General features: G+C 71.7%; 27 protein-coding genes. 11 read left to right on the top strand and 16 right to left on the bottom strand.

Going from position 1 to position 22,811, the window contains the following annotated elements; all coding sequences use genetic code 11:
- Positions 1–291 precede the first annotated feature (291 nt).
- Both AB0M83_RS38035 and AB0M83_RS38030 read left to right on the top strand, forming a co-directional pair.
- Positions 292–774 (top strand): hypothetical protein, encoded by a 483-nt coding sequence (locus AB0M83_RS38035; RefSeq protein WP_364524878.1) that lies wholly within the window; start codon positions 292–294, stop codon positions 772–774.
- 69 nt (positions 775–843) lie between these two features.
- Complete coding sequence (locus tag AB0M83_RS38030) at positions 844–1,428, top strand: dihydrofolate reductase family protein (protein ID WP_364524876.1); 585 nt, start codon at positions 844–846, stop codon at positions 1,426–1,428.
- On the opposite strand, the gene AB0M83_RS38025 is transcribed toward AB0M83_RS38030, so the two are convergent.
- Genes AB0M83_RS38025 through AB0M83_RS38015 form a run of 3 tightly spaced genes read right to left on the bottom strand, consistent with a single transcriptional unit; the run spans position 1,406 to position 4,516 of the window.
- Positions 1,406–2,398 carry a hypothetical protein gene (locus AB0M83_RS38025; protein ID WP_364524874.1) on the bottom strand — a complete coding sequence of 331 codons (993 nt, stop codon included), beginning with the start codon at positions 2,396–2,398 and terminating at the stop codon, positions 1,406–1,408. The two genes, AB0M83_RS38030 and AB0M83_RS38025, sit on opposite strands and share 23 nt — an antisense overlap.
- Entirely contained in the window at positions 2,395–3,636 is a 1,242-nt protein-coding gene (locus tag AB0M83_RS38020; RefSeq protein WP_364524872.1) for an MFS transporter, read from the bottom strand. Before AB0M83_RS38020 ends, AB0M83_RS38025 begins: the two co-directional genes overlap by 4 nt.
- A gap of 4 nt (positions 3,637–3,640) precedes the next feature.
- Complete coding sequence (locus tag AB0M83_RS38015) at positions 3,641–4,516, bottom strand: alkaline phosphatase family protein (protein ID WP_364524870.1); 876 nt, start codon at positions 4,514–4,516, stop codon at positions 3,641–3,643.
- A 423-nt stretch (positions 4,517–4,939) separates the two neighbouring features.
- Between AB0M83_RS38015 and AB0M83_RS38010 the strand changes: the two genes are divergently transcribed.
- Together AB0M83_RS38010 and AB0M83_RS38005 are read left to right on the top strand one after the other, a co-directional pair.
- Positions 4,940–5,677, top strand: coding sequence for a Sir2 family NAD-dependent protein deacetylase (locus AB0M83_RS38010; RefSeq protein ID WP_364524868.1), 738 nt, complete (start codon positions 4,940–4,942; stop codon positions 5,675–5,677).
- Complete coding sequence (locus tag AB0M83_RS38005) at positions 5,674–6,159, top strand: GNAT family N-acetyltransferase (RefSeq protein ID WP_364524866.1); 486 nt, start codon at positions 5,674–5,676, stop codon at positions 6,157–6,159. Before AB0M83_RS38010 ends, AB0M83_RS38005 begins: the two co-directional genes overlap by 4 nt.
- Positions 6,160–6,360: 201 nt before the next feature.
- Here AB0M83_RS38005 and AB0M83_RS38000 read toward each other — a convergent pair whose 3' ends face one another.
- Positions 6,361–6,951 (bottom strand): TetR/AcrR family transcriptional regulator, encoded by a 591-nt coding sequence (locus tag AB0M83_RS38000; RefSeq protein ID WP_364524864.1) that lies wholly within the window; start codon positions 6,949–6,951, stop codon positions 6,361–6,363.
- Positions 6,952–7,001: 50 nt separating this feature from the next.
- On the opposite strand from AB0M83_RS38000, the gene AB0M83_RS37995 reads away from it, so the two are divergent.
- On the top strand, positions 7,002–7,862 hold the full coding sequence (locus AB0M83_RS37995; RefSeq protein WP_364524862.1) for an SDR family oxidoreductase: 861 nt from the start codon (positions 7,002–7,004) through the stop codon (positions 7,860–7,862).
- Positions 7,863–8,010: 148 nt separating this feature from the next.
- Here the strand turns inward: AB0M83_RS37995 and AB0M83_RS37990 are convergent, their stop codons facing one another.
- The 3 genes from AB0M83_RS37990 to AB0M83_RS37980 all read right to left on the bottom strand — a co-directional run bounded on the left by AB0M83_RS37990 (position 8,011) and on the right by AB0M83_RS37980 (position 11,419).
- Complete coding sequence (locus AB0M83_RS37990) at positions 8,011–8,322, bottom strand: hypothetical protein (RefSeq protein WP_364524860.1); 312 nt, start codon at positions 8,320–8,322, stop codon at positions 8,011–8,013.
- A 233-nt stretch (positions 8,323–8,555) separates the two neighbouring features.
- Positions 8,556–10,379, bottom strand: a complete 1,824-nt coding sequence (locus AB0M83_RS37985) for a protein kinase (protein WP_364524858.1) — start codon at positions 10,377–10,379, stop codon at positions 8,556–8,558.
- An 80-nt stretch (positions 10,380–10,459) separates the two neighbouring features.
- A complete protein-coding gene (locus tag AB0M83_RS37980; RefSeq protein ID WP_364524856.1) occupies positions 10,460–11,419 on the bottom strand; it encodes an SDR family NAD(P)-dependent oxidoreductase in 960 nt (319 codons plus the stop codon).
- A gap of 105 nt (positions 11,420–11,524) precedes the next feature.
- Here AB0M83_RS37980 and AB0M83_RS37975 point away from each other — a divergent pair, with 105 nt between their 5' ends.
- Both AB0M83_RS37975 and AB0M83_RS37970 read left to right on the top strand, forming a co-directional pair.
- The gene (locus tag AB0M83_RS37975) at positions 11,525–12,064 is read left to right on the top strand and encodes a DUF6069 family protein (protein ID WP_364524854.1); all 540 of its coding nucleotides are present in this window, start codon (positions 11,525–11,527) and stop codon (positions 12,062–12,064) included.
- Positions 12,061–12,498: a nitroreductase/quinone reductase family protein gene (locus AB0M83_RS37970; RefSeq protein WP_364524852.1), complete on the top strand. Its 438-nt coding sequence runs from the start codon at positions 12,061–12,063 to the stop codon at positions 12,496–12,498. Before AB0M83_RS37975 ends, AB0M83_RS37970 begins: the two co-directional genes overlap by 4 nt.
- A gap of 18 nt (positions 12,499–12,516) precedes the next feature.
- On the opposite strand, the gene AB0M83_RS37965 is transcribed toward AB0M83_RS37970, so the two are convergent.
- From AB0M83_RS37965 to AB0M83_RS37940, 6 genes are all read right to left on the bottom strand, one after another.
- On the bottom strand, positions 12,517–13,320 hold the full coding sequence (locus tag AB0M83_RS37965; RefSeq protein WP_364524850.1) for an ABC transporter permease: 804 nt from the start codon (positions 13,318–13,320) through the stop codon (positions 12,517–12,519).
- A complete protein-coding gene (locus tag AB0M83_RS37960) occupies positions 13,317–14,294 on the bottom strand; it encodes an ATP-binding cassette domain-containing protein (RefSeq protein ID WP_364524848.1) in 978 nt (325 codons plus the stop codon). The genes AB0M83_RS37965 and AB0M83_RS37960 overlap by 4 nt, the downstream gene beginning before the upstream one ends.
- 79 nt (positions 14,295–14,373) lie before the next feature.
- Complete coding sequence (locus tag AB0M83_RS37955; protein WP_364524846.1) at positions 14,374–14,883, bottom strand: OsmC family protein; 510 nt, start codon at positions 14,881–14,883, stop codon at positions 14,374–14,376.
- A 73-nt stretch (positions 14,884–14,956) separates the two neighbouring features.
- On the bottom strand, positions 14,957–17,242 hold the full coding sequence (locus tag AB0M83_RS37950; RefSeq protein ID WP_364524844.1) for a M4 family metallopeptidase: 2,286 nt from the start codon (positions 17,240–17,242) through the stop codon (positions 14,957–14,959).
- A gap of 313 nt (positions 17,243–17,555) precedes the next feature.
- Positions 17,556–18,071, bottom strand: coding sequence for a peptide-methionine (S)-S-oxide reductase MsrA (gene msrA, locus AB0M83_RS37945; protein ID WP_364524842.1), 516 nt, complete (start codon positions 18,069–18,071; stop codon positions 17,556–17,558).
- A gap of 91 nt (positions 18,072–18,162) precedes the next feature.
- On the bottom strand, positions 18,163–18,369 hold the full coding sequence (locus AB0M83_RS37940) for a 4-oxalocrotonate tautomerase family protein (protein WP_284742587.1): 207 nt from the start codon (positions 18,367–18,369) through the stop codon (positions 18,163–18,165).
- A gap of 115 nt (positions 18,370–18,484) precedes the next feature.
- Here AB0M83_RS37940 and AB0M83_RS37935 point away from each other — a divergent pair, with 115 nt between their 5' ends.
- Positions 18,485–19,168, top strand: a complete 684-nt coding sequence (locus AB0M83_RS37935; RefSeq protein WP_364524840.1) for a TetR/AcrR family transcriptional regulator — start codon at positions 18,485–18,487, stop codon at positions 19,166–19,168.
- 109 nt (positions 19,169–19,277) lie between these two features.
- Positions 19,278–19,661: an STAS domain-containing protein gene (locus tag AB0M83_RS37930; protein WP_364524838.1), complete on the top strand. Its 384-nt coding sequence runs from the start codon at positions 19,278–19,280 to the stop codon at positions 19,659–19,661.
- Between the two features lie 115 nt (positions 19,662–19,776).
- Here AB0M83_RS37930 and AB0M83_RS37925 read toward each other — a convergent pair whose 3' ends face one another.
- Positions 19,777–20,643: a LysR family transcriptional regulator gene (locus AB0M83_RS37925; RefSeq protein ID WP_364524836.1), complete on the bottom strand. Its 867-nt coding sequence runs from the start codon at positions 20,641–20,643 to the stop codon at positions 19,777–19,779.
- 86 nt (positions 20,644–20,729) lie between these two features.
- On the opposite strand from AB0M83_RS37925, the gene AB0M83_RS37920 reads away from it, so the two are divergent.
- Positions 20,730–21,182 (top strand): nuclear transport factor 2 family protein, encoded by a 453-nt coding sequence (locus tag AB0M83_RS37920; RefSeq protein WP_364524834.1) that lies wholly within the window; start codon positions 20,730–20,732, stop codon positions 21,180–21,182.
- Between the two features lies 1 nt (position 21,183).
- Here the strand turns inward: AB0M83_RS37920 and AB0M83_RS37915 are convergent, their stop codons facing one another.
- Together AB0M83_RS37915 and AB0M83_RS37910 are read right to left on the bottom strand one after the other, a co-directional pair.
- Positions 21,184–21,489, bottom strand: a complete 306-nt coding sequence (locus AB0M83_RS37915) for a hypothetical protein (RefSeq protein WP_364524832.1) — start codon at positions 21,487–21,489, stop codon at positions 21,184–21,186.
- Positions 21,490–21,498: 9 nt separating this feature from the next.
- Positions 21,499–21,735 carry a three-helix bundle dimerization domain-containing protein gene (locus AB0M83_RS37910; RefSeq protein ID WP_364524830.1) on the bottom strand — a complete coding sequence of 79 codons (237 nt, stop codon included), beginning with the start codon at positions 21,733–21,735 and terminating at the stop codon, positions 21,499–21,501.
- A gap of 148 nt (positions 21,736–21,883) precedes the next feature.
- On the opposite strand from AB0M83_RS37910, the gene AB0M83_RS37905 reads away from it, so the two are divergent.
- Positions 21,884–22,804, top strand: coding sequence for a hypothetical protein (locus tag AB0M83_RS37905; protein WP_364524828.1), 921 nt, complete (start codon positions 21,884–21,886; stop codon positions 22,802–22,804).
- Positions 22,805–22,811 lie beyond the last annotated feature (7 nt).

Here is a 22,811-nt window from a genome sequence, read left to right as displayed (position 1 = left end):
CTTCGGTGCGTCTGACGCACCGAAGGCCACATTGGGTGCGTCAGACGCAACCAAGGCCACATTGGGGCGCTCGTCGGAGGCGACGAAAAGAAAGTGAACCGGACGCCGCCGGTGCCCGTACTACCTGGTGAGGGGCCCGTTGCCGCTACCCTGAAACCGGCTCCCACCTGCGGTTTCACCGTCCGGACGGACCACCCCGTTCGGCCGCTTGCGGGAGCGACACCGGTCGTTCATGATGGGGATCCGGGGTCCGCGAAACATTCGTTCACGTCGAATATCCAGGTGTCGGCCATGCTTCGGAAGACCCGCAAGTCCGGAAGTGAACGCCATGCTGCTACCCGTCGCCGGGGCCTCCTGATGGCCGCGGACCTGTCCGGTTTCGCCATCATCGCGGGCCTGCTGCTGCCGGTGCTCGCCGCGGCGGCCTGGGCCATCACGCTCGAACGCCGGCCTCGCCGGCCTCGCCGGGCGACCGTCGACCGGGAGCCGGACCCCGAGCCGGACTGGACGGTCGCCGGCATCCAGGCCCGCCTCCGCTTCGAACAGGCGGACCGGCGGATCGCCGAGGCGGGCACGATCGCGCTGCCGACCCTCCCGATCCCGGAACAGACCGGCCGCGACTCGTCCCCGGACCGGCTGCCGTGGCGGGTGCCGCGCACGATCCCGCCGACCGGACCGTCCTCAGGCCGGTTCCTGGTGCCCCGGCTGGCGTTCGCGGCTCCGGACAACGAGCTGATGCACCGCATCCTCGACGGCCTGCGCAAAATGGACTGACCCCGCTGTCGATCCGCGGCCCCGCCGTTCGTTCAGGAGGTGACCGGCCACCTGGACGAAAGGACCCCCATGCGTTCGATCAGCGTCACCATGAGCGTCACCCTCGACGGCGTCGTGCAGGGCCTCGGCCGGCCCGACGAGGACACCCGCGGCGGCTTCGCCCACGGCGGCTGGGGCACCCGGTACCAGGACGACGTCCTGGCCCGGGAGATGGGCCAGGGCATGAGCCGGGCCGGCGACCTGCTCTTCGGGCGGCGGACCTGGGAAGACTTCCTCGGCGTGTGGGCCGGGCGCGAGGACGGCAACCCCTTCACCACGCACATGAACGCCGTCACGAAGTACGTCGCTTCGACGACCCTCGAGGACGCCGGGGCCTGGCGGAACTCCGTGCTGCTCGCCGGGGAAGCCGAGAAGACCGTCGCGGATCTGAAGGCCCGGCCCGGCGACGACCTGTCCGTCATCGGCAGCGCTTCGCTCGTGCACTCGCTGCACGCCGCCGGCCTGGTCGACCGTTACACGCTGCTGATCCACCCCCTGACCCTGGGCGCCGGCCGGCGCCTGTTCGAGGGACCGGCGCCGCTCACCGAGTTCACGCTCACCGGCAGCGTCACGACCACGAAGGGCGTGCTCATCACCCGGTACGAGCGTCGGTGAGCGCTGCGGGGGACTCGGCCTCCGGGATCAGCAGCCGGGCCGCGCCGGAGCCGTCGGCCGGGACCGACCAGACGTCCGCGTGGCCGGGCCCGCGGGGCACGCCGTAGCCGATCGTGTGGTCGTCGAGCCACGCAGGCTGGTCGTCGACGCTGCGGGTCTCGGCCAGCGGCGTCACCCTCGACGTCGTCAGGTTCACCACGGACAGCCGCCAGCCCTTCGCGGGATCATCGTCCACAGCGGACTTGAACGCCACGCGGGTCCCGTCCGGGGAAAGGGACGGACACTCGACGTTCTCCCCCAGCGTCCGGATCGTGTGCGCGGCGAAGTCGCCCGCGACGAGGTAGCGGTGCCCGGCCGTCGACATCGTCGCGTAGAAGTGGCGGTCGTCGCGGGTGAACGTCACGCCCCAGAAGTTGAGGTCCGCGGCCTGGTACGGCTTCCCGTCGAGCGTCACCGCGTAATCCTCCAGGGTCCCGGCCAGGTCGCCGGTCGCGGTGTCGAGGATGCCGGCGCGGGTGGAGAACATGCCGCCGTTGTAGGAGTCGCCGGTGACGAACACCGTCCACGCGAGCATCCGGCCGCTCGCCGACACCCGCGCCCGGTTGGGCAGCCCGACCAGCGGGATCTCCCGGCTCACTCCGAGACCCGCGTCGAGCACCGCCAGCTGGTAGGTGGTCAGGTCGCCGTCCGGGCGCAGGCAGAGCCCGGTGCCGCCGGCGGCGTACACCCGGCTGCACGACAGCGGTGACACGGTCCGCGGGCCGCCGGGGTCGGTGACGGACACCGTGGCGACGTGCCCGCGGTCGGCGTCGGCGGTGCTGCGGAACAGCAGCCGCGGGCCGGGGGAGAGGCTCACGACGCCGGTCGCCGCGACGTCGTGGCCGCGCGCGCTCGCGAAGCCGACGTACGCGACCGCCGCTCCGGCCAGCACGAGCACGCCGGCGACCGCGATCAGGATGCGTGCTTTCACGCGGCCACCTTCCTGGGGGAGAGAACCACGAACGTCACGGCGATCGCGACCACCGCCGCGCCTGCCGCGACGCCGATCGCGAGCCCGGCGCCCCAGAACTGCCAGGCCAGTCCGAAGAGGACGGACGACGCGAAGTACGCAAGCGCTTGCGCCGTCTGCACCAGGGAAATTCCCGTGGTGCGCAACGACTCCGGCAGCAGCGGCCCGGCCAGCGCCATCAGGACGCCGTCGGTCGCCGCGTAGAACGCGCCGTACAACGCGAGTGCCAGGGCGAACAGCGGCCAGCCGGACACCGGCCCGGCCAGCAGCAGGTAGACGAGCGCGAGCGCGCCGTAGCCGCCGAGCACGACCGGCAGCCGGCCGACCCGGTCGGCCAGCACGCCCAGCGGCGCGGCGAGCAGCAGGTAGCTGAGGTTGGTGCCGACCGCGAGCAGCGGGAACCAGCCGGTCGCGATGTCTTCCTTGTGCTGCAGCAGCAGGTAGACGAACCCGTCCCCGACCGTCGCCAGCCCGAGCACGCAGGCCGCCACGAGCAGGCGCCGCACGCCGCTGCCGCGCAGCAGGGCCGCGGCGGCGCGGGGCGAGACCGGGTCGGCGGGCCGCGGAGTGCGGTGGTCGCGGACGAAGAGCACGAGCAGCAGCACGCCGATCGCGGCGACGCAGAAGCTGACGACGAACACCGCGTCGAACGCCTCGGGGTCCGTCGCGCCGACGGCGGCCAGCACGGCGAGCGCGACCAGCGGCCCGGCGAACGCGCCCATGCTGTCCATCGCCCGGTGCACGCCGAAGGCGCGGCCGAGCAGCGGCTCCGGCGCCGACAGGGTGATCAGCGCGTCGCGCGGCGCCGTCCGCAGGCCCTTGCCGGTGCGGTCGAGGGTGATGACGGCGCCGATCGCGGCCGCCGACGCCCCGGCCGCGAGCAGGCCGAGCTTCGCCACCGCGGAGAGCGCGTAGCCCGCGCCGGCCACGACCTTGCGTCGGCGGATCCGGTCGGCGACGTACCCGCCGACGATCCGCAGCAACGCCGTCGCGCCGGTGTAGAGGCCGTCGACCAGACCGTACGCCGCGGGGCCGAGGTGCAGCCCGAGCACGAGGTACACCGGCAGCACCGCGGTGACCATCTCCGAAGAGACGTCGGTGACCAGGCTGACGGCACCGAGCGCGAAGACGTTCGCGCCGACCGCCGAGAGCTTGCCCTTCGCGCCGTGCTCTCGGCGGCCGATGGTGGAGAGGTACACGCGGTTACTGCCAGACGTCGAGGATCGGCGACTTGCTCGCGGCGCCGCCGATGCCCGGCAGGCCGTAGGACGCCTCGATCGTGCGCAGCACGGTGTAGTGGTTGATCGACTCGGTGTAGCTGCCGACCTTGACGTGCGCGCCGGTGAAGCTGGTGAAGATCTGGTTCACCGACGTGCCGCTGTCCTCGTCGAAGGTGGTGATCAGCAGGCTGTTGTGCGTCTTGGCCCACTGGGCGTAAGTGTCGAGGTGGTTCTTGAGCCAGGTGTCGCCGGTGCCGATCGAGCAGTCGTGCATGTCGTTGCACATGTCCGGCGTCACGAAAGCGACGGTGGGCAGCTGGGTGAAGTCGGACGGGAAGGCGGAAAACCGGACATTGCTGGCGGCCGGGACGTTGGAGAAGTCGACCCAGCTGTTGTGCTTGCGCCGGTAGGTGCCGCTGGAGCAGCCGGTGTAGCCGTCCGAGGGCATGGCCTCGGAATAGCCCTTGAAGGTCTTGCCCGCGCCGATCAGCTGCTGGCCGAGGTTGGCCTTCGCGCCGAGGTTGGCGGGGCAGGAGTCGTCGGTGACGCCCTGCGTCGCGCCCGAGAAGAGGGCGACGTAGTTGGGCTGGCTCGGGTGGGTGATCGCGAAGGAGCTGGTGAACTTCGCGCTCTGTGACGCGAGGGTGGTGAAGTAGGGCGCGCTGGAGCTGCCGTTGATCGAGGAGTACTTCTTGTTCTCGAACATCACCAGGACGATGTGGTCGAACGCCGGCACGGTCGAGGCGGTCGGCCGGATGGCGGCGGGCTCGTCCGTTCCGGTGACGGCGGCCGCCGTGACGACACCGGCTGTGACCAGGGTGGCGGCGGCGAACGCGGCGAAGATCCGCTTGCGGATCATGGGTCCTCCAACGGTGGCGGGTGAGGGCGCCTCATGATGTCCACTCCACGGGGCCGCTGCGTGCCCTGTTGTGGTCCGGTTCGTGAACACCAGGAAACCTCCGGCGGACAACGGAAAGAGTGGGTTAATGGCTTTTCGGTGTCAACCTCCTAAGGTAGGTGTCCTTTGTGGACAGTCAGGGATGGGTGGGCCGGGCACCAGGTCCGGGGCGGCGCGCCGCTGGCGAAGGCGTCGGAGGCGGCGTTGCGCGCGGCCCGGTTGACCAAGGGGCTGGTGGACCCGACGGTCGGCGTCGCGGTCCGGGGACTGGTGGCGGAGGCCCACCGCGTGCCCCGATCTGGCGTTGCGGCTGCGGAAGGACTGAACCGCCGTGCCGGTAAATCCGGTCGTCGCCGCGCTCCCGGGTCATTAGCCTTGCGGGCTATGGACCTCATCGACCGGATCCGCGGTGCCCGGCTGATCGGCGTGCTGACCGGCGCGGGCATCTCCACCGCGTCCGGCATCCCCGACTACCGCGGGCCCGACGGCGTCTGGACGCGCTCGCCGAGTGCCGTGAACGCCTTCACGCTCGAGAACTTCCGGGCCGACGCCGAAGTGCGCCGGGAGTTCTGGCGCAGCTACGCCGGCCACGCCGCCTGGCGGGCCGAGCCGAACGCCGCCCACCGCGCCCTCGCGGACCTGGACGGCTCGGGCGCCGCCGTGCGCGTGCTCACCCAGAACGTCGACGGCCTGCACCAGAAAGCCGGCCTCGCCGCGCGGAAGGTCCTCGAACTGCACGGCACCATGCACACCACGCGGTGCACGTCCTGCCCGGTGCGGCTCCCGACCCCCGAAGTGCTGGAGCGCGGCGAGGAAGACCCGCGGTGCCCGGAGTGCGGCGGGATCCTCCAGCTCGACATCGTCCTCTTCGGACAGACGCTGGACGGCGAAGTCCTCGCCCGTGCGCGGAAGGTCGCCGCGGCGAGCGAGGTCTTCCTGGCCGTCGGCAGTTCGCTGCAGGTGGAGCCGGCGGCGTCGCTGTGCACGATCGCGCTGCAGGCCCGTGCGACGCTGGTGATCGTCAACCACCAGCCCACGCCGTATGACGAAGAGGCGGATTTCGTGCTGCGCGAGGACATCGAGACGGTGGTCCCGCAACTTTGCGCGGCGGTGCGCGCGTGATCCGCGACGCCCGCGACGGCGACTGGCCGCGGATCTGGCCGATCGTCCACGACGTCGTCACCGAGCAGCGGACGTTCGCCTACGACCCGGCCATGACCGAACCCGAGGCCCGGCGGACGTGGCTGCTCGACCCGCCGGCCCGGGTGGTGGTCGCGGTGGAGGGGGAGCGGGTGACCGGGACCGCGAACATGTACGCCAACCGGCCCGGGCCCGGCAGTCACGTCGCCTCGGGCAGCCTGATGGTCGCGAGGGAGGCGCGGGGCACGGGGGTCGGCCGTGCCCTGGCCACGGACCTGGTCGCCTGGGCCCGAGGAAGCGGGTTCGCGGCGATCCAGTTCAACGCGGTCGTCGAGGTGAACACGGCGGCGATCCGGCTGTACGAGAACCTCGGGTTCGTGACGATCGGCACGGCACCGGGCGCGTTCCGCCACCCCGACCACGGCGACGTCGGGCTCCGCATCCTGTGGCTGGACCTGCGGTGACCACTCGCAGGTGCTGAACGTCCGTCACGCTGGCTGCCCGTCCCATCGCAGCTGCGCTATCCGCTCGTCCCGGCGGGCCACGACCGCTTCCAGGCGCCGGCGCTCCGAGGCGCACGCCGCCTCGCCCGTGTCGTGGCCGGCCAGATCCGGTGGACGCGGCGGTTCCCGACACGACGAAGCCCGCGCCGCGCTGGAAGAGTTCTACGAGCCGGCCGGGTGATCAGCCGGGCGGATCGCGGCGACCAGCATGCGCACGAGCTCGTCGCCGTCGACCGTCCACTTCTCCTTCGCCAGGTGGCCGCTGAGCTCCAGCCCGGCGATCCCGTGCGCGCTCGACATCAGCAGTGCGCCGTAGCGGCGCGCGCCGGTATCGCCGACCACGGCGGCGACCAGCGTCAGGAACTCGTTCTCCACGCGGGCCGCCGCCGCGGCGGCCACCGGGTCGCCGCCCACCGGGGTGCTGAACATCAGCGCGTACAGGTGCGGCTGCCGGCGGCCGACCCTGATGAGCGCCAGCAGGCCCCGCTCGAGCCGGGCGCCGGGGGACGCGTCGAGGTCGGCCCGCAGCTGTTCCACCTCGTCCGCCACCGAGTTCCAAGCGTCGACGGCGAGCGCGGTCAGCAGGTGCTGCTTGTCCTCGAAGTGCCCGTAGGGCGCGCCGCGCGAGACGCCGGCGCGAGCCCCGACCGCGCGGAGCGTCACCGCGTCCGGGCCACCCTCGTCGAGGAGTTCGGAGGCGGCCCGCACGAGGGCGCTCCGGGTCGCAGCGGCGGCTTCAGCTCGCGTCACCATGGCGCCGAGCATAGTTGACAGTGTCACCCGAGTTGCGCACACTGGTTCATATGACAGTGTCACATCAGAACGAGATCGTGGTCGTCACCGGCGCCTCGACCGGCCTGGGTGCGGCGACCGCCCACGAGCTCGCCGCCCGCGGTTACCACGTCCTCGCCGGCGTCCGCCGCGAAACCGACGGCGACGCGATCCGGGCCGCCGGCGTCGAGCCGGTGCTCCTCGACATCACGCGACCCGAGCACGTCGAGGCTCTCGCCGCCCGCGTCGCCGCCGACCCGGACCGCCGCCCGCTGCGCGCCCTCGTCAACAACGCGGGCATCTCGGTCAACGCGCCCGTCGAAACCCTTCCGCTGGCCGAATGGCGGCGCCTGTTCGACGTCAACCTGTTCGGGCACGTCGCCGTCACGCAGGCGCTGCTGCCGTTCCTCCACCGCAGCCGGGGCCGGATCGTGAACATCAGCTCGGTCGGCGGCAAGGTCGCGATGGCCACGTACGGGCCCTACGCGGGGACGAAGTTCGCGCTCGAAGCGGTCAGCGACTCCCTTCGCCGGGAACTCGCCCCGCACGGGGTGCAGGTCGTGGTCGTCGAGCCCGGCGCGGTGCGGACCGAGATGGGCGACCGCGGCGCCGCCACCGCCACCGGCCTCGCCGAGAAGATGACCGCCGAACACCAGCAGCGGTACGGCGGGCTCGTGCGGGCCGTCGTCGCCCATTCGCAGCGGTTCACGCGGGCGGGCATGCCGGCGGACGAGGCCGGATCGATCGTCGCCAAGGCCGCTACCGCGCGGCGTCCGCGCACGCGCTACACGATCGGCCGCGACGCGGCTTTCCTGACCCGTCTCACGCGCGTCCTGTCGGACCGGCTTCTCGACCGGGTGACCGCGGCGACCCTCCGGCCTTACCTGCCGTAGCTCGGCCCTGGTGGACCCGAACGTCCGGCCGATGCGGGTTCCGACCGCTTTTCCGTTGATCAAAAGGGAAACCGGGCGAGAGGCCCATCCCTGGTCCTTGACCCTTTGCCGAGGAGCGGTTTTGTGGCGACCGGGAAATGATCTGCAGTCAGGAGATCTCGATGCTCTCGCGGATTTCGGCAGGCGTTTCCCTCGTCAGTTCTTCGGTGAAGATGGAGTCGATCTTCCGGGCCGCGGTCCGCAGTTTCACGACGCCGGCGACGAGCAGCACGAGCGCGGCGGCGGGCACGACGAGCAGCACGGGCGGCCAGCCGGCGCCGGCGACGGCACCGGCGGAGAGCACCGCGCACAAGAGGAAGAGCGTCCTGACGGCCACGCGCGGCCACGCGGGGCCGGGCTTGGCGTGCCGTCCGCGCGGTGTTCCGAAAACCGGCCGCACCAGGGCAGCGTGGACACTCATCAAGACCTCCGGAAAGTCGGCGAACCGGCCGGGACAGGGATTCCCGGCGGTGGTGCCCGGCGCGAAACCCGGTGCGGACACGTGATGTGTGTCGGGGCGGGGCGAGTTCCGGTTACCGGTCGTTATTGCTTCGAGTTCGAATTCGGGGAAACAATTCGTGACGACTTACGGTCTATTCGGAATGGGTTTCCGGCACCAGGGCCGTTGGGCCCTGTCCGGCCCGGCCGGTGGTCCTAGTCGTGGCCCGGACCCTTGCCTTTGGTCCTGCCGTTGCCGTTGCCGTGGGTCTCGGGCTTCGGTGGCTTGCCGGGCTTCGGCTCAGTCTGGGGCTGGGCCCGGGTCTGGGGCTGGTGCGTGACGGCGGCGGGTTCGAGCTCGGCGGACTCGGTCGCGCCCGGGCCCGCCGGGTCGGGCGTCCCGGATCCGGCGAGCGGCGCCTGGGTGGGAGCGGAAGAGCTGGGCGCCGGCGGCTGGGCGGGGGTCGAAGTCCCGGCGCCGGGTTCCGGAGCGGAGAGCACCATGGCGGAAACGGCGGCGACGGCCGCGGCGGTCAGCCCGGCGGCCGCGGTGAACCGGCGGCGCTGGGCGGGGTGGCTCGCCGGCGAGAGACCCACGGCGGTGAGGATCTTGCGGGGGCCGCTGGGTCGGGACTGGTGCGGAACGCCGGTGTCGCGCACGGTGGACGGGCTGTGCCGGCCGGCGATCGCTGCCGCGCCCACTTGCCCGCTGTCGCTCGGCTGGTGGTGGTCGGTGGTGAGTTCGCGCCGGCCGGGGTCGCTTGCTGCGCTGTCGAACCGGTCGGACTCTCGAGTGATCGCTGCCGCGCCCGCCTGCCCGCTGTCGCTCGGCTGGTGGTCGGTGGCGGGTGCCTGCCCGCCGCGGTCGCTTGCCGTGCCGGCGAACTGGCCGGACTCTCGGGCGATCGCTGCCGCGCCCGCCCGTGAGCCATCGCTCGGCTGGTGGTGGTCGGTGGCGCGTTCGGGTCGGTTGGGGTCGCTTGCCGCTCCGTCGAACTTGCCAGGCTCTCCGGCGATCGACGCAGCGCCGACCTGCCCGCTGTCGTCCACCGCTGCCTGGCGGCGGCCCACCCCGCCGAGCCGGCCACGTACTCCGCGGCCGGCCGGGGCCGCGCGGTGCCATCTTCGCAGCACCCCCGCCGCGGCGAACCGTCCGCTCGCCCACGGCAACGTCGGCGCCGGGGCCGGTGCGTGCAGCAGCTGCCGCACCTCCGCCGCCGTCGGGCGGTCGGCCGGTTCGCGCTGGGTCATCCGGCGCAGCGTGTGCGCCAGCGAGGGCGGCAGATCCTCCGGCACCCGCGGCGGCCGGGTCAACCGGGCCATCGCCGCCTCGATCATCGTGCCCGGGTACTCGCGGCGGCCCGTCGCGCACTCCAGGAGGATCAGCCCGAGCGCGTACACGTCCGCCGGCGGGCCCGCGGGTTCGCCGCCGACCTGCTCGGGCGCCAGGTACGCCGCCGTGCCCGGGACCACGCCCGTGCCGGTGATGTGCGTCGTGTCGAGGGCGTGGGCGATGCCGAAGTCGCCGATCAGCGGGCCGTCCGCGGACAGGAACACGTTGGCGGGCTTGAGGTCCCGGTGGACGACCCGCAGCGCGTGGACGTGGGCGAGCGCCTCGGCGAGCCCGTCGGCCAGCGCCGTCACCTCGGCTGCCGGCATCGCGCCACTCAGCAGCCGCTCCGCCAGGTTTTCGCCCTCGACCAGCTGCATCACCAGGTACGTCCGGCCGTGGTCGGTGCCGCTGTCGAGCAGCGCGACCACGCCCGGGTGGGTGATGCTGCCCTGGATGCTCATCTCGCGCAGCCGGCGGCGCTGGTCCAGCGCGACCACGTCCAGGTCGTAGATCTTGACCGCGACCTCCCGCTGGAGCCGGAGGTCGTAGGCGCGGTACACGCGCGCGGTGCCGCCGCTGCCGATCAGCCGACCGACCTCGTAGCGCCCGGCCAGCAGGTCCGGCGGACGTTCGTCGAGGGGGCGCGGTCGGACGGCGAACTCGCCGAGGGCGAACCGGGCACACGTGACGTCGTCCGCGTCGCTCATCGGCGCGTTCCCCGTTCTCCCGCCGTCGTCGGCCACGGCCGCGGTGTACCCAGATGGCGTGACCGGCAAACGTCAAAAGATCATGCGAAAGCGTCCACGCCGGTCAGCTCCGCCGACAGCGTCCACAGGCGACGGGCCTCCTCGCGGTCCACGGCGTACCGGCGGACGCCCGACTCGGTCATGCCCTCGGCGTCCGGAGGGGACAGCTCGGCGACGTCGCAGTCCTCGAGGTACAGGCCGCCGAGCCCGGCCAGCTGCGGTGACGTCGCGGCCCAGACCGTGGTCGCCGCTCCCTGCTCCGGCGTCTTGAACTGCACGAGGAAGGTGCCGGCCTCGTCGATCCAGCCGCGCTCGATCATCTCCTCCTTCGGCAGGTGCCGCTGCAGGGGCGTCATGATCCCGCCGGGGTGCAGCGCGAACGCGCGGACGCCCCGGGAAGCGCCCAGCTCGTCGAGCCGGACGGCGAAGAGCACGTTGGCCGTCTTGGCCTGCCCGTAGGCCGCCCACTTGTCGTAGCCCCGCTCGAACTGGACGTCGTCCCAGCGGATCGGCGAGTAGTGGTGCCCGCGGGAGGACAGCGAGACCACGCGGGCGCCGTCGGCGACGGCCGGCCACAGCCGGTTGACCAGCGCGAAGTGACCGAGGTGGTTGGTGGCGAACTGGGCTTCCCAGCCCGGGCCGACGCGCGTCTCGGGGCAGGCCATCACGCCCGCGTTGGCGATGAGGAGGTCGATCCGCCGTCCGGTGGCCAGGAAGCGCTCGGCGAACGCGCGCACGCTGCCGAGGTCGCCCAGGTCCAGCTCGTCGACCTCGACGTCGTCGATGCCCGCGAGGGCCTCCTCGGCGGTCGCGCGGCGGCGGGCCGGGACGACGACGTGCGCGCCGGCGCCGGTGAGCGCGCGGGTGGTCTCGAGGCCGATCCCGGAGTAGCCGCCGGTGACGACGGCGAGCTTGCCGGTGAGGTCGATGCCCGCGACGGCTTCGGCGGCCGTGGTGGTGGCGCCGAAACTCGATCCGATCTTGTGCTGTGCGGTGCTCATGGCCTCGACGGTACGAGCTGGAGTGCGCTCCAGCGCAAGTCGCGCGGCCGGAGCCGAAACAGGGGACAATCGACCCCGAGAGGCAGCCGACCCAGGAAGGCTCTGATGTCCGACTACTACGGGAACCAGCCCCAGGACGTCCGCCCGGGGATCGACGCGCGCCGGCTGTGGGCCGGCGGCGTGGCGACGGCGGTGATCGCGGCCCTGCTCGCGGTGGTCGGGTTGCTGATCGCGCGCGGCGTCTTCGAGGTCGAAGTGCTGGCCCCAAAAGGCGAAGGCGTCTGGGGCAACGCGAGCACCACGACGTACGCGCTGGTCGCCGCCGCGGTGGCCCTGCTCGCCACCGGGCTGATGCACCTGCTCAGCGTCGCCACGCCCGCGCCGTCGCAGTTCTTCGGCTGGATCATGGTCCTGGTGACCCTGATCGCGGTGGTCCTGCCGCTGACGCTGACCGTCGCGCCGAGCGCGAAGATCGCCACGGCCGCGATCAACCTCGTCATCGGGCTCGTGATCGCCGCGGTGGTCAACAGCATGGCGGCGAGCGCCCGCACGCTGCACCGGCGCCGGTCCCAGCAGCAACCCGCGGCGCCGACGCGGCAGCGGTCACCGCAGGAGCCCCCGCCGACCCGCTACTACGACCAGTGACCGTGGACACCGTCGACGTCCAGGCGACGAACCGCCGCGTGATCGAGCAGTTCCGGGCGGGCGGCGAGGTCGAGGGCATGCACCGCGAGCGGCTGCTGCTGCTCACGACGACGGGCCGCCGCACGGGCGAGCCGCGCACGGTCCCGATGATGTACCACCGCGACGGCGACCGGCTGCTGGTGGTGGCGTCGAACATCGGCGCGCCGAAGCATCCGGACTGGTACCTGAACCTCGAGGCCGACTCGCGGGTGACGGCGGAGGTGGACGGGCGCGAGTTCGCGGCTGAGGCACTGCCGCTGCTGGGCGCGGACTACGTGCGGACGTGGGCGGAGCTGGAGGCGCAGTACCCGTTCCTGGCCGACCACCGGGCGAAGGCCAGGGAGGTCAAGCGGGTGATCCCGATCGTGGAGCTGTCCGAAGAGGACCTCGACTGAGGTCCACTTCGGACAGTGCTACTTGCTCGCCACCCGCCGGTACTTCGCCGTCGCCAAGGGCGCGAACACAGCGATGATCGCCACGCAGCACAGGATCGCGTACAGCGCCGCGTTCTCCGCCGGCCACCCCGAAGGCGCCGGCCCGAACCGGTTGCCGAACAGGTCCCTCGTCGCGTTGATCACCGCCGTGAACGGGTTCCAGTCCGCGATCGCCTTGAGGAACGCCGGCAGCGTCTGCGTCGGGACGAACGCCGACGAGATGAAGCTCAGCGGGAACATCCAGACCAGCCCGAGGCTCTGGGCCACCTCGACGCTGCGCGCCGCCAGGCCGATCAGCGCGCCCACCCACGACAGGGCCCACGCGAACATCAGCATCACCAGGTAGCCCAGCAGCGCGTCCCAGAAGCTGCCGCGGATGCGCCAACCGACGATCAGGCCGCACAGCGACATCACGACGAGCGCCACGACGCTGACCACCAGGTCGGACGTCGTGCGGCCGAGGATCACCGCGATCCGGGACATCGGCAGCGAACGGAACCGGTCGATGATGCCCTTCTGCAGGTCGTTGGCGAAGCCGATGACGGTGAACGCCGAGTTGAACGCCACCGTCTGGGCGAAGATCCCCGCGATGAGGAACTCGCGGTAGGCCGCGCCGCCCGACTCGCCGCCGATCGCGTTGCCGAAGACGTACGCGAACAGCAGCACGAACATGATCGGCTGCAGCGTGGCGGCCATCAGCCAGTCGGGGTTGCGGCGGACGTTCATCAGGTTGCGCCATGTGATGATGCCGCCGTCCGAAATACCCTTCGCGATCGCGTTCACTTCGCCACCTCCTCGGCCGGCGCGGTCTCGGCGCCGTGGCCGGTCAGGGACAGGAACACGTCGTCGAGCGTCGGCCGGTGCAGGGCGACGTCCTGGACGGCGATGCCCTGCCCGTCGAGCCGGCGCAGGGCTTCGATGAGCGCCTTCGGCCCGGTGTCGACGAGGATCTCCGCCCGCCGCGTGTGGTCGTCGCCGGACGGCTCGCCGGTCCCGACCTCGCGCAGCACCTCCAGCGTCGCCGGCAGGTCCGCGGCCGAGGCGACGACCAGCTCCAGCCGCTCGCCGCCGATCTGCGCCTTGAGCTCGTCGGCGGTACCGCGCGCGATCACCCGGCCGTGGTCGATCACCACGATCGAGTCGGCGAGCTGGTCGGCCTCCTCGAGGTACTGGGTGGTCAGCAGCACGGTCGTGCCGTCCGCGACCAGCTCCTTGATGACGCCCCAAGTGTCGAGGCGCCCGCCCGGGTCCAGGCCGGTGGTCGGCTCGTCGAGGACCACGACGGTCGGCTCGGCGACCAGCGCGCCGGCCAGGTCGAGCCGCCGGCGCATGCCGCCCGAATAGCCCTTCGCCGGCCGGTCCGCGGCCTCCTCGAGCGCGAACCGCGCGAGCAGCTCCCGGGCGCGCGACCGGGCGGCGGACTTCCGCCGGCCGTACAGCCGCCCGACCATGTAGAGGTTTTCGAACCCGGTGAGGTTCTCGTCGACCGCCGCGTACTGGCCGGACAGCCCGATCCGCTGCCGCACTTCGTCGGGCTGGGTCAGGACGTCGTACCCGGCCACGTGCGCCTCGCCGGAGTCCGGCCGCAGCAGCGTCGTCAGGATGCGGACCGTGGTCGTCTTCCCGGCGCCGTTCGGGCCGAGCAGGCCGAGCACCCGCCCGGCCGGGATGTCGAGGTCGACGCCGTCGAGCGCGCGGGTCGACCCGTAGGTCTTGACGAGTCCGCGCACCTGGACGGCACTGTCCGGTTCGGGCATGGCGGTTCCCCTCTCGGTGACCCCGCCAAGCTAGGGCAACTGCGTCCGCTTTGTCCTCCGGGTTTCTCCCTGAGCCCGGTCAGTTCGCGGACAGCGTGACGGCGAACTCCGGCGGCGTCCGCAGCGTCTGGAAGACGACGCAGTAGCGCTCGGTCAGCTTCTTCAGCGTGGCGAGCTGTTCTTCGGAGGCGTCGGTGTCCAGCGCGAACGACAGCCGGATCGCGCGGAAGCCCACCGGGGCGTCCTTGGCGACGGCGAGGGTGCCGCGGAAGTCGAGGTCCCCTTCGGCGCGCACGCGGCCACCGCGCACCTCGAGGCCCAGTGAGGTCGCCACGGCCCGCAGCGTCACCCCGGCGCACGCGGCGAGCGCCTCCAGCAGCATGTCGCCCGAGCAGGCGAGGCTGCCGTCGCCGCCGGTGGCCGGGTGCAAGCCGGCCTCGACGACCGCGCGGCCGGTCTCGACCTTGCAGGAGATCCCGAGGCCGTCGAGCTCCGCGTCGGCGTGCAGCGTGACGAGTGCGCTCTCCGGCTGCTCGCGGTACTTGTCCTTCAGCGGGGCCTGGGTCGCGCGCAGCTCTTCGGTGTCCATGGGGCGATTCTGCTCCGGAAACGGAGAAGCGGGGAGACCGGAAGCCCGGTCTCCCCGCTTCAGCGGTTCAGCTTCAGCTCAGGGTGACAGCCACGTCGTCGATGACGAACGAGGTCTGCAGCGAGCTGTCCTCGGTGCCGGTGAACTTCAGCGCCAGGGTGCCGCCGGCGGCCGACGAGACGTCGATCGTCTTGAGGGCGTACCCGGAGGCCTTGTTCAGGTTGGAGTAGCTGCCCAGCGTCGCGCTGCCGTTGGTGACGGTCAGCTTGTCGTAGGCGGTCGTGGTGGTCGTTTCCGCGGTGTCGATGTGCAGGTAGAACGTCAGGCTGGCGTGGCAGCCGGCCGGGATGCTCACCGACTGCGCGACGGACTCCGTGTGGGTGGAGCCGTAGCCGTCGAGCCAGGCGCTGTAGGTGCCGCCGTGCGCGGCCTGACCCTGCGAGCCCCACTGGCCGATGGCGCCGGTGGTCCCGGTCCAGCTGCCGCTGCCCGACTCGTAACCGCCGTTGACGACCTTCTGGCCGGAGCAGCCGGTGGTGGTGCCGACGGTCCAGCTGAACGACGCCGTGCCGGTCTTGGCGGCCGCGTCCTTCGCCGTCACCGTGACGTTCGAGGTGCCCGCGGTGGTCGCGGTGCCCGAGATCGTGCCGGTGGAGGCGTTGATCGACAGGCCGGCCGGGAGGCCGGTCGCGGTCCAGGTGTACGGCGCGGTGCCGCCCGAGGCCGACAGCGGCAGGTTCACCGCGGTGCCGGTGACGGTCGACTGGTTGCCCGGGTTGGACACGGTGACGGTGCCGGTCGCCGAGCAGGTCGGGTCGGCCGACTGCGCCGGCACGCTGATCGCGTCCCACGCCGCCTTGACGGTGTTGAACTCGGTGCAGCTGCCCGGGAACAGGTTCTTCGCCGCGGTCAGCGTCCAGGTGCGGTACTTCAGGTACGAGCTGCTGGAGGTCTTGAGCAGCATCGCGTTGTAGAAGATCTTCACCGCGTTCTGGACACCGATGCCGGTGACCGTGGAGCTGTTGCAGGTCGTGCTGGTCGGCTGCCCGTTGGTCGGGTTGGTGCCTTCGGCCAGCAGGTAGAACCAGTGGTTGCCCGGGCCGGCGGCCGCGTGCACCTCACCGTTGGGGACCGAGCTGTCGTAGCAGTTCTTGTCGCCCAGCGCCGACGGGTTGTACATGTTGCGGATCGGGCCGGAGCCGACCAGGTTGACCGTCTCGCCGACGAGGAAGTCCGGCACGTCGCCGCCCGAGGGCTCGTTCGCGAACCACTCGGTGGAGGCGCCGAAGACGTCCGCGACGAACTCCTGGGTGCCGGCGCCGGAGATGCCGCCCGGGGTGTGGTCGTCGATGCCGTGGCCGTGCTCGTGCGCCACGACGTCGATCGAGCTGATCCACTGGCCGTTGGTGTTCTTGCCGATCTGGACCTGGGTGCCGTCGTAGTAGGCGTTCTGGTCATTCAGGCCGACGCGGACCGGCCAGCCGCCGCCGTTGCCGTCGAAGCTGTTGCGGCCCAGCCACTGCGAGAGCATCTTGTTCTCGGTCTGGAGGGCGAAGAGCGCGTCGACGCAGCCGGTCTCGCGGCTGGTCGCGTTGCCGTTGCCCCACGCGTCGTCGGGACCGCTGAACGTCGTGTTGTTGGCCGCGTCCTGGCAGGACTCGGTGGGGTGGTTCGGGTCCTTCAGCGAGTACGTGCTGCCGGACTGCGTGGTGTCGAGGTGCACCGGGTTCGGGCGGTTGTACGCGCTGGTGCCGTCGCCGTTCATGACGTGCTCTTGGGTCTTGAGCACCTTGCCGGTGGCGGCGTCGACGATGACGTCGAGCCGGCTCGGGCCCTCGGCGTCGCGGCCGACGACGGTGCTCTTCCACGCCAGCGTGGGCGAGCCGAGCGCGTAGACGACCTGCTGGGCGGGGCTCACGCTGTCCACGGCGGACAGCTGCTGCCGGGCGGTCGCCTCGGCCGCGGCCTTCGTCATCTTCGCGCCGGTGGTGGCGAGGTTGATGGTCTGGTCCTGTGCGACGGAGGTGCCGAGCACCTGGCCCGTCGAGTTCGTCGCGACCACGAAGTCGCCGCCGACGACCGGCAGGCCCTTGTAGCTGCGCTCGTACGGGATGTACTGCAGCCCGTTGGTGGCGGAAATCGCTTTCTGGGCCAGGAAGACGTCGTCCGCGCTGGCGTGCAGCGCGGCGGGCCTGCTCGCCACGAGACCGGCGGCCGCGGTGGTGGCCTGGGCCAGGGCGGTCGGGGCGGCGTCCGGTGCGGCGTTCGGGGTGGGTTGTGCCTGGGCGGTGCCGGTGATGCACAGCGCGCCGACGAGTACGCCGGTTGCTGCCAAGACGACAGGACGTCTCAGATCCATCGAGGAATTCCCTCCGGGCAGGGTGAACCAGGCCCGGGGTCGAGGCCGGGCCGGGTCATGGGGACGAGAGGTGGTGCTGTGGAACGGAAATCAGAATCCGGTGCCGGAGCCTCGTGAACAAGCGACTAACGTACGGTCTTATCTACCGGACGCAATAACTCCCAAAAAGGACATTTCCCGCTATTGGGATTCGATCGGCTGACCGTCCACTCAGGACGGAAAGCGGCTCACCGCCGTTCGGGTGATCTTTCCCGCGTCCGAACGGCGAAGGCCCCTTCGCCGTGGGCGAAGGGGCCTTCTTGGTACGACTGTGTCAGGCGGTCTTCTCGCGCTTGGGAAGCTTCCAGCCCGGGCGCACGAAGTGGCAGGTGTACCCGTTCGGAATGCGCTGCAGGTAGTCCTGGTGCTCCGGCTCGGCCTCCCAGAAGTCGCCCACCGGGCTGACTTCGGTGACGACCTTGCCGGGCCACAGCCCCGACGCCTCGACGTCGGCGATCGTGTCTTCGGCGACGCGCTTCTGCTCGTCGTTTTCGAAGAAGATCGCCGAACGGTAGCTCAGGCCGATGTCGTTGCCCTGGCGGTTCTTCGTCGTCGGGTCGTGCACCTGGAAGAAGAACTCGAGCAGGTCGCGGAACGTCGTCCGCGCGGGGTCGTAGACCACCTCGATGGCCTCGGCGTGCGTGCCGTGGTTGCGGTAGGTGGCGTTCGGGACGTCGCCGCCGCTGTAACCGACCCGGGTCGAGATCACCCCAGGCTGACGGCGGAACAGCTCCTGCATTCCCCAGAAGCAGCCGCCGGCCAGGACGGCCCTTTCGGTTGACGTGCTCACGGCGTCACTCCTTCTCCTCGTGTGGTGCTGCCCCTTGTGCAACTTCGGCGGCGTACCGATGATTCCACGCGAGGGTTACGGAAGCCTGACGTCACCCGGCCTGCAGCTTCGCGAGGGTGAGCACGTCGCCGCCGATGCCCCAGCCGCCGTCGGCGACCTCCTCGACCAGCACCATCGTGTTCGCGCGGGCGCGGTCGCCGTAGATCTCGGCGTACAGGTCGGTGGTGCGGGTGACGAGCTGCTCCTTCTGCTCCGGGGTGAGGGTGCCGGCGGGGACCTTGAAGTTGGCGAACGGCATGGCGAGTCCTTCGGTATCGGCGTTGTCGTTAATGTGTAATCGACGCTAACACAGTCCGCGAACCGACGCTACCTCCTGCTTGATATCGATGATATCCGCTGGTAGCGTCCCTGTCGTGGACGTGAGAACGCGGATTCTGGAGGCGGCGGCCGACCTGCTGGCGCACTCCGCCGAGGCCGACTTCTCCACACGGGCGGTCTGTGAGGCCGCCGGAGTCGGCGCGCCGGCGCTGTACCGGCAGTTCGGCGACAAGGAGGGCCTGCTCGCCGCCGTCGTCGACCTCGGGTTCGAGAAGTACCTCGCCGGCAAGCGGGCCGCCGAGCCGTCGGACGACCCGGTGCGCGACCTGCGTGACGGCTGGGACAACCACGTCGCCTTCGCGGTCGGCAACCCCAACCACTACCGCCTGATGTACTCGGGCCTGTCGACGCCGCCCGGCGCGGCCGCCGAGGCGCACGGCCTGCTGCTCGCGGTCCTGGAGCGGTGCGCGGCCGCCGGACGGCTGAAGGTGCCGCCGCCGCTCGCCGCGCAGATGGTCATGGCGGCCAACGCCGGCGTCGCGCTGTCGATGATCACCCGGCCGGAGCTCTACCCGGACCCCGGGTTTTCCGTCCGTGTGCGGGAAAGCGTGCTGTCCGGTGTGCTGGCCGACGCGTCGCCGGAGCCCGGCGACCTCGCGGTGACGGCGACGACCCTCGCCGCCCGGTTGCCGGAGACGGTGCCGGGCGAGCTGACGGCGGCCGAGGTGACGGTGCTGCGGGAGTGGCTGGTGCGGCTGAGTCTCCACAGTGGACGTTGAGCCGGACGGCCGCGCCGGTTGGGCCGTCCGCCATCGGGACGGCCGCGACCGCGCGGGAGTGGGACGATGGCCGGGAGCCGGCCCCGATCCGGCTCCGGGGAGGCGCGCGATGCGCGAGCGGGAAGAAGCCGTCGCGGAGCGGATCAGCGGTGCGCTGGTCGTCGAGCTCCGCGGTGAGCTGGACATCGCCACCGTGCTGCGGTGGACGACGCTGATCGAAGCCGCGATCTGCGAGCTGCCGGGACCGCGCCTGCTGGTGCTCGACCTCACGACGCTGGAGTTCTTGTCGGCGCAGGGAGCCCGGGGACTGCTCGCGGCGGTGGAAAGCTGCCGGGACCGCGGGATAGCCGGCTGCCTGATCGTCAGGCCCGGGACCGTGGCCGACCGGGTCGTGCGGCTGACCGGACTCGCCGGCCGGGTACGGGTGTTCCCGAACCGGCTGACGGCGATCGCCGCGTGCCAGCCGGTGGAGATGCGCTGGCTGCCGGGCTGACCAGCTCCCGCCCCGGCCGGACGAGACGCGTACTCGGGCGGACGACACGGCCGGGCACGGGGCTTCCGCCGTGTCGTCCCGCCGGATACGTGTGCTGTCCCGTCGGGGACGGTCGTCAGGCCGGTTCGCGGACCAGGTCGGCCGCCGCTTCGGCGAAGGCGCGCACGCGGGCCGTCGCGGACCCGTCGCGCCAGAAGAGGGCCCACTCGAGCCGGGGCGCGCCGTCGAGCAGGACGTACGCGACGTCGGGCCGCGGGTAGTAGCGCCGGATGTGGGCGCCGACCGGCAGCACGCCTTCGCCGGCGCCGGCCAGCGTGAGCAGTTCCTGCAGCCCGGCGCGCGGCCGCGACGTCGCTCCGGGAGCGTGGTCGTCCAGCCACGGGTCCGGCAGCGCGCAGCGCAGCACCGTGACCCGCGCGAGGTCCGTGACCGGGACGGCGTCGCGCCGCGCGAACGGATGGCCCGCCGCCACGGCGAGGAAGCGCGCCTCCCGCACCAGGACCGGCCCGGTGACCAGGCCGGGGTCGTCGAGCGGGAGCCCGGCGAGCACGACGTCCACCTCGCCCTCCCGCAGCCACGGCAGGATCTCGGCCGGGCGCACCTCGCGGAACTCGACCGCGCAGCCGGGCGCCCGCCGCCGGAACAGCTCGGCCACCCCGGCCAGCAGCTGCCCGCCCGCGGCGTCGCCGAACGCGACGCGCAGCGTGCCGGTGACCCCGCGGCCGGCCTCGGCCGCCCGGTCCAGGGCCGCGCCGACCGCCGACCACGCCGGCCCGAGCTCGGCGAGGAGCTGCCGCCCCAGCGGCGTCAGCTCGACGCGGCGGCTGGTCCGGGTGAACAGGGGCGCGCCGATCCGCCGTTCGAGCTTCCGGATCGTCTGGCTGACCTGGGCGGTCGACACACGCAGCCGTTCCGCGGTGCGGCCGAAGTGCAGCTCCTCGGCCAGCGCGAGGAACGACTCGACCTCGCGGGTCTCGGCCATCCCGCCCCTCCATCGTCAACTCCTGCTTCACGATCGTGGCACAGAAGCGCGTTGATCGGCTTCGCGGGCGTGGCGAGGCTGGGGACATGACCACGGATCCGCGCGACCGCGCCGAAATCATCGACGCGCTGTACCGCTTCGGCCTCGGCCAGGACCTCAAGGACCGGGAGCTGTTCGCGTCGTCGTTCGCCGCCGACGCGGAGCTGGACTTCCGGCCGGCGGCCGCGCGCTGGGGTGCGGAGCCGCCGCTGATGACGGGCCGGGACGCGATCGTCGACACGATCCTCGCGTTGTTCGAGGGCCGCGTCGACACGACGCACCAGGTGACCAACCCGCGCGTCACGGTGGACGGCGACACCGCGCGGCTGACGGCCTTGGTCGAGGCCCAGCACCTGCTGAGCGACGACCACGGCCGGCACGCGCTGCTGAAGAACCGCTACGACGTCACGCTGGTCCGCGACGGCGACCGCTGGGCCATGCGCCGGGTGCGGATCGAAAACGCTTGGTACACCGGCGATCCGGTCGCGATCTTCGGCTGAGTCACTCGCCGCGCATCGAGCGGCGGATCTCGGCCAGCCGGTCCTTGGCGGCTTGGTCGCGGTCGGCGATCTGCTTGTCCAGGGTTTCGGCGGTGTTCTCGGTGCCCAGCCCCGCCAGCTCGGTGGCGCCCACCGACGTCGTGTAGCGGTTCTCGATCTTGTCTCGGACGAAGTCGAAGCTGGGCACCCCGCCCTCGCTGTAGTCCGGGTCCGGCAGCGGCGGCGAAGGGATCGCCAGTGCGGCGGTCGGCGTCTCGTCGACGATCTCACCGTCCACGACGTCCGGGTCGTCCTGGGGCTTGTCCATCTCCCGACTTTAGCGCCGGTGGCGGCCCGGCGGTTCCTCGAGGGACTCGCGGACGGCCCGTTCGACGAGGATCGGGACGAACGCGTGGATCCGCGCGGAGGCGAACCGGGTCCGTTCCCGTTCGACGAGGGTGTGGGCGGCCGTGCGGTCCAGGTCCGCGTAGTCCTGGCGCAGCCGGTCCTCGACGATGTGCAGCTGGAGGTCGAGCTGTTCGGACGCGATCGTGTCGAGCGTCTGGGGAGTCATGGAGGTCTGATACCGCGCCAGGAGAACCCCGCGTGAACTGAAGATGAACGACAGGCGAGGTTCGGTCAGTGGGTAATTCGGCCGTGTGCCGGGATCGTCCGGTGGGGAATTCTCGACGCGCACAGCCGGTGTCCGGAGGGAGCAGAGCATGAGTGCCGGGGCCTACCGCGCCGAAACCACCGAAATGGGGACGGTCGCCAAGGCGGTCGAAGAAGTCGGGTCGTCCTTCCTGTCGACCACCCGCGACCTGGAGGGCCTGGTGCTGGACGCGTTGTCGTTCGCCGGCATCGGCAGCGGGGTCGCCGCTGCGAACTCGGCGTTGCACTCTTCGCTGGGGAGCGCGCTGCAGAAGTTCCTGAGCCTGATCACGAACGTCAACCAGAACGTCCAGACGGCCGCGAACGGGTACAACGCGGCCGATTCCGACGTCGCGCAGGCCTACGGCGGTGGCCAAGACGCCGCCCAGGGCGGTGGCGGGGGAGCGGCGGCCGCGGCGGCGCCGCAGCAGCTCGACCCGCGGGTCGTCGACTCGATCATGCGCTCCGAAGGCGCGACGGGGGAGCAGGGCGGCGTACCGGAGGCGTACGGCTTCCGGCAGAACATGCACAACGGCTACGACCGGATCATCGCGGCGCGCGAGCAGTACGGCATCGGCAGCGCGGAAGAGCGCGCCGTCGTCGCCGACCTGATGACAGCCAACGCGCGCACCGCGGGCGCGCTCAACTTCACCGATCCCGGCACGCAGGCCGCGGTCATGTCCGGCGCGCACATGCGCGGCGCCGGCGGGGTGCGCGCGATCCTCAACCACATGGCGGGCGACGACATCGTCCGCAGCTCGAACACGATCAGCGACGCGGCGGTCCAGCACGCGCAGGGCCTCACGCCCGAGCAGTTCCAGCAGGAGTTCCACGACGCGCGCATCGAGTACGACCGCCAGATCTACGGGGACACGACCACCCGCCAGGGCGGCCACACGGCGAACTGGTGGGACCGCTACGGCAACGGCCTGACCCAGCGCTACGACCGCGAGCAGAACGAATTCCTCCGGCTGTCGCAACCGCGGGAGTGATCCCCGG

This window comes from Amycolatopsis sp. NPDC051106 (assembly GCF_040682775.1).
Taxonomy (GTDB): domain Bacteria; phylum Actinomycetota; class Actinomycetes; order Mycobacteriales; family Pseudonocardiaceae; genus Amycolatopsis.
This window is presented reverse-complemented; position numbering and strand designations above follow the sequence as displayed.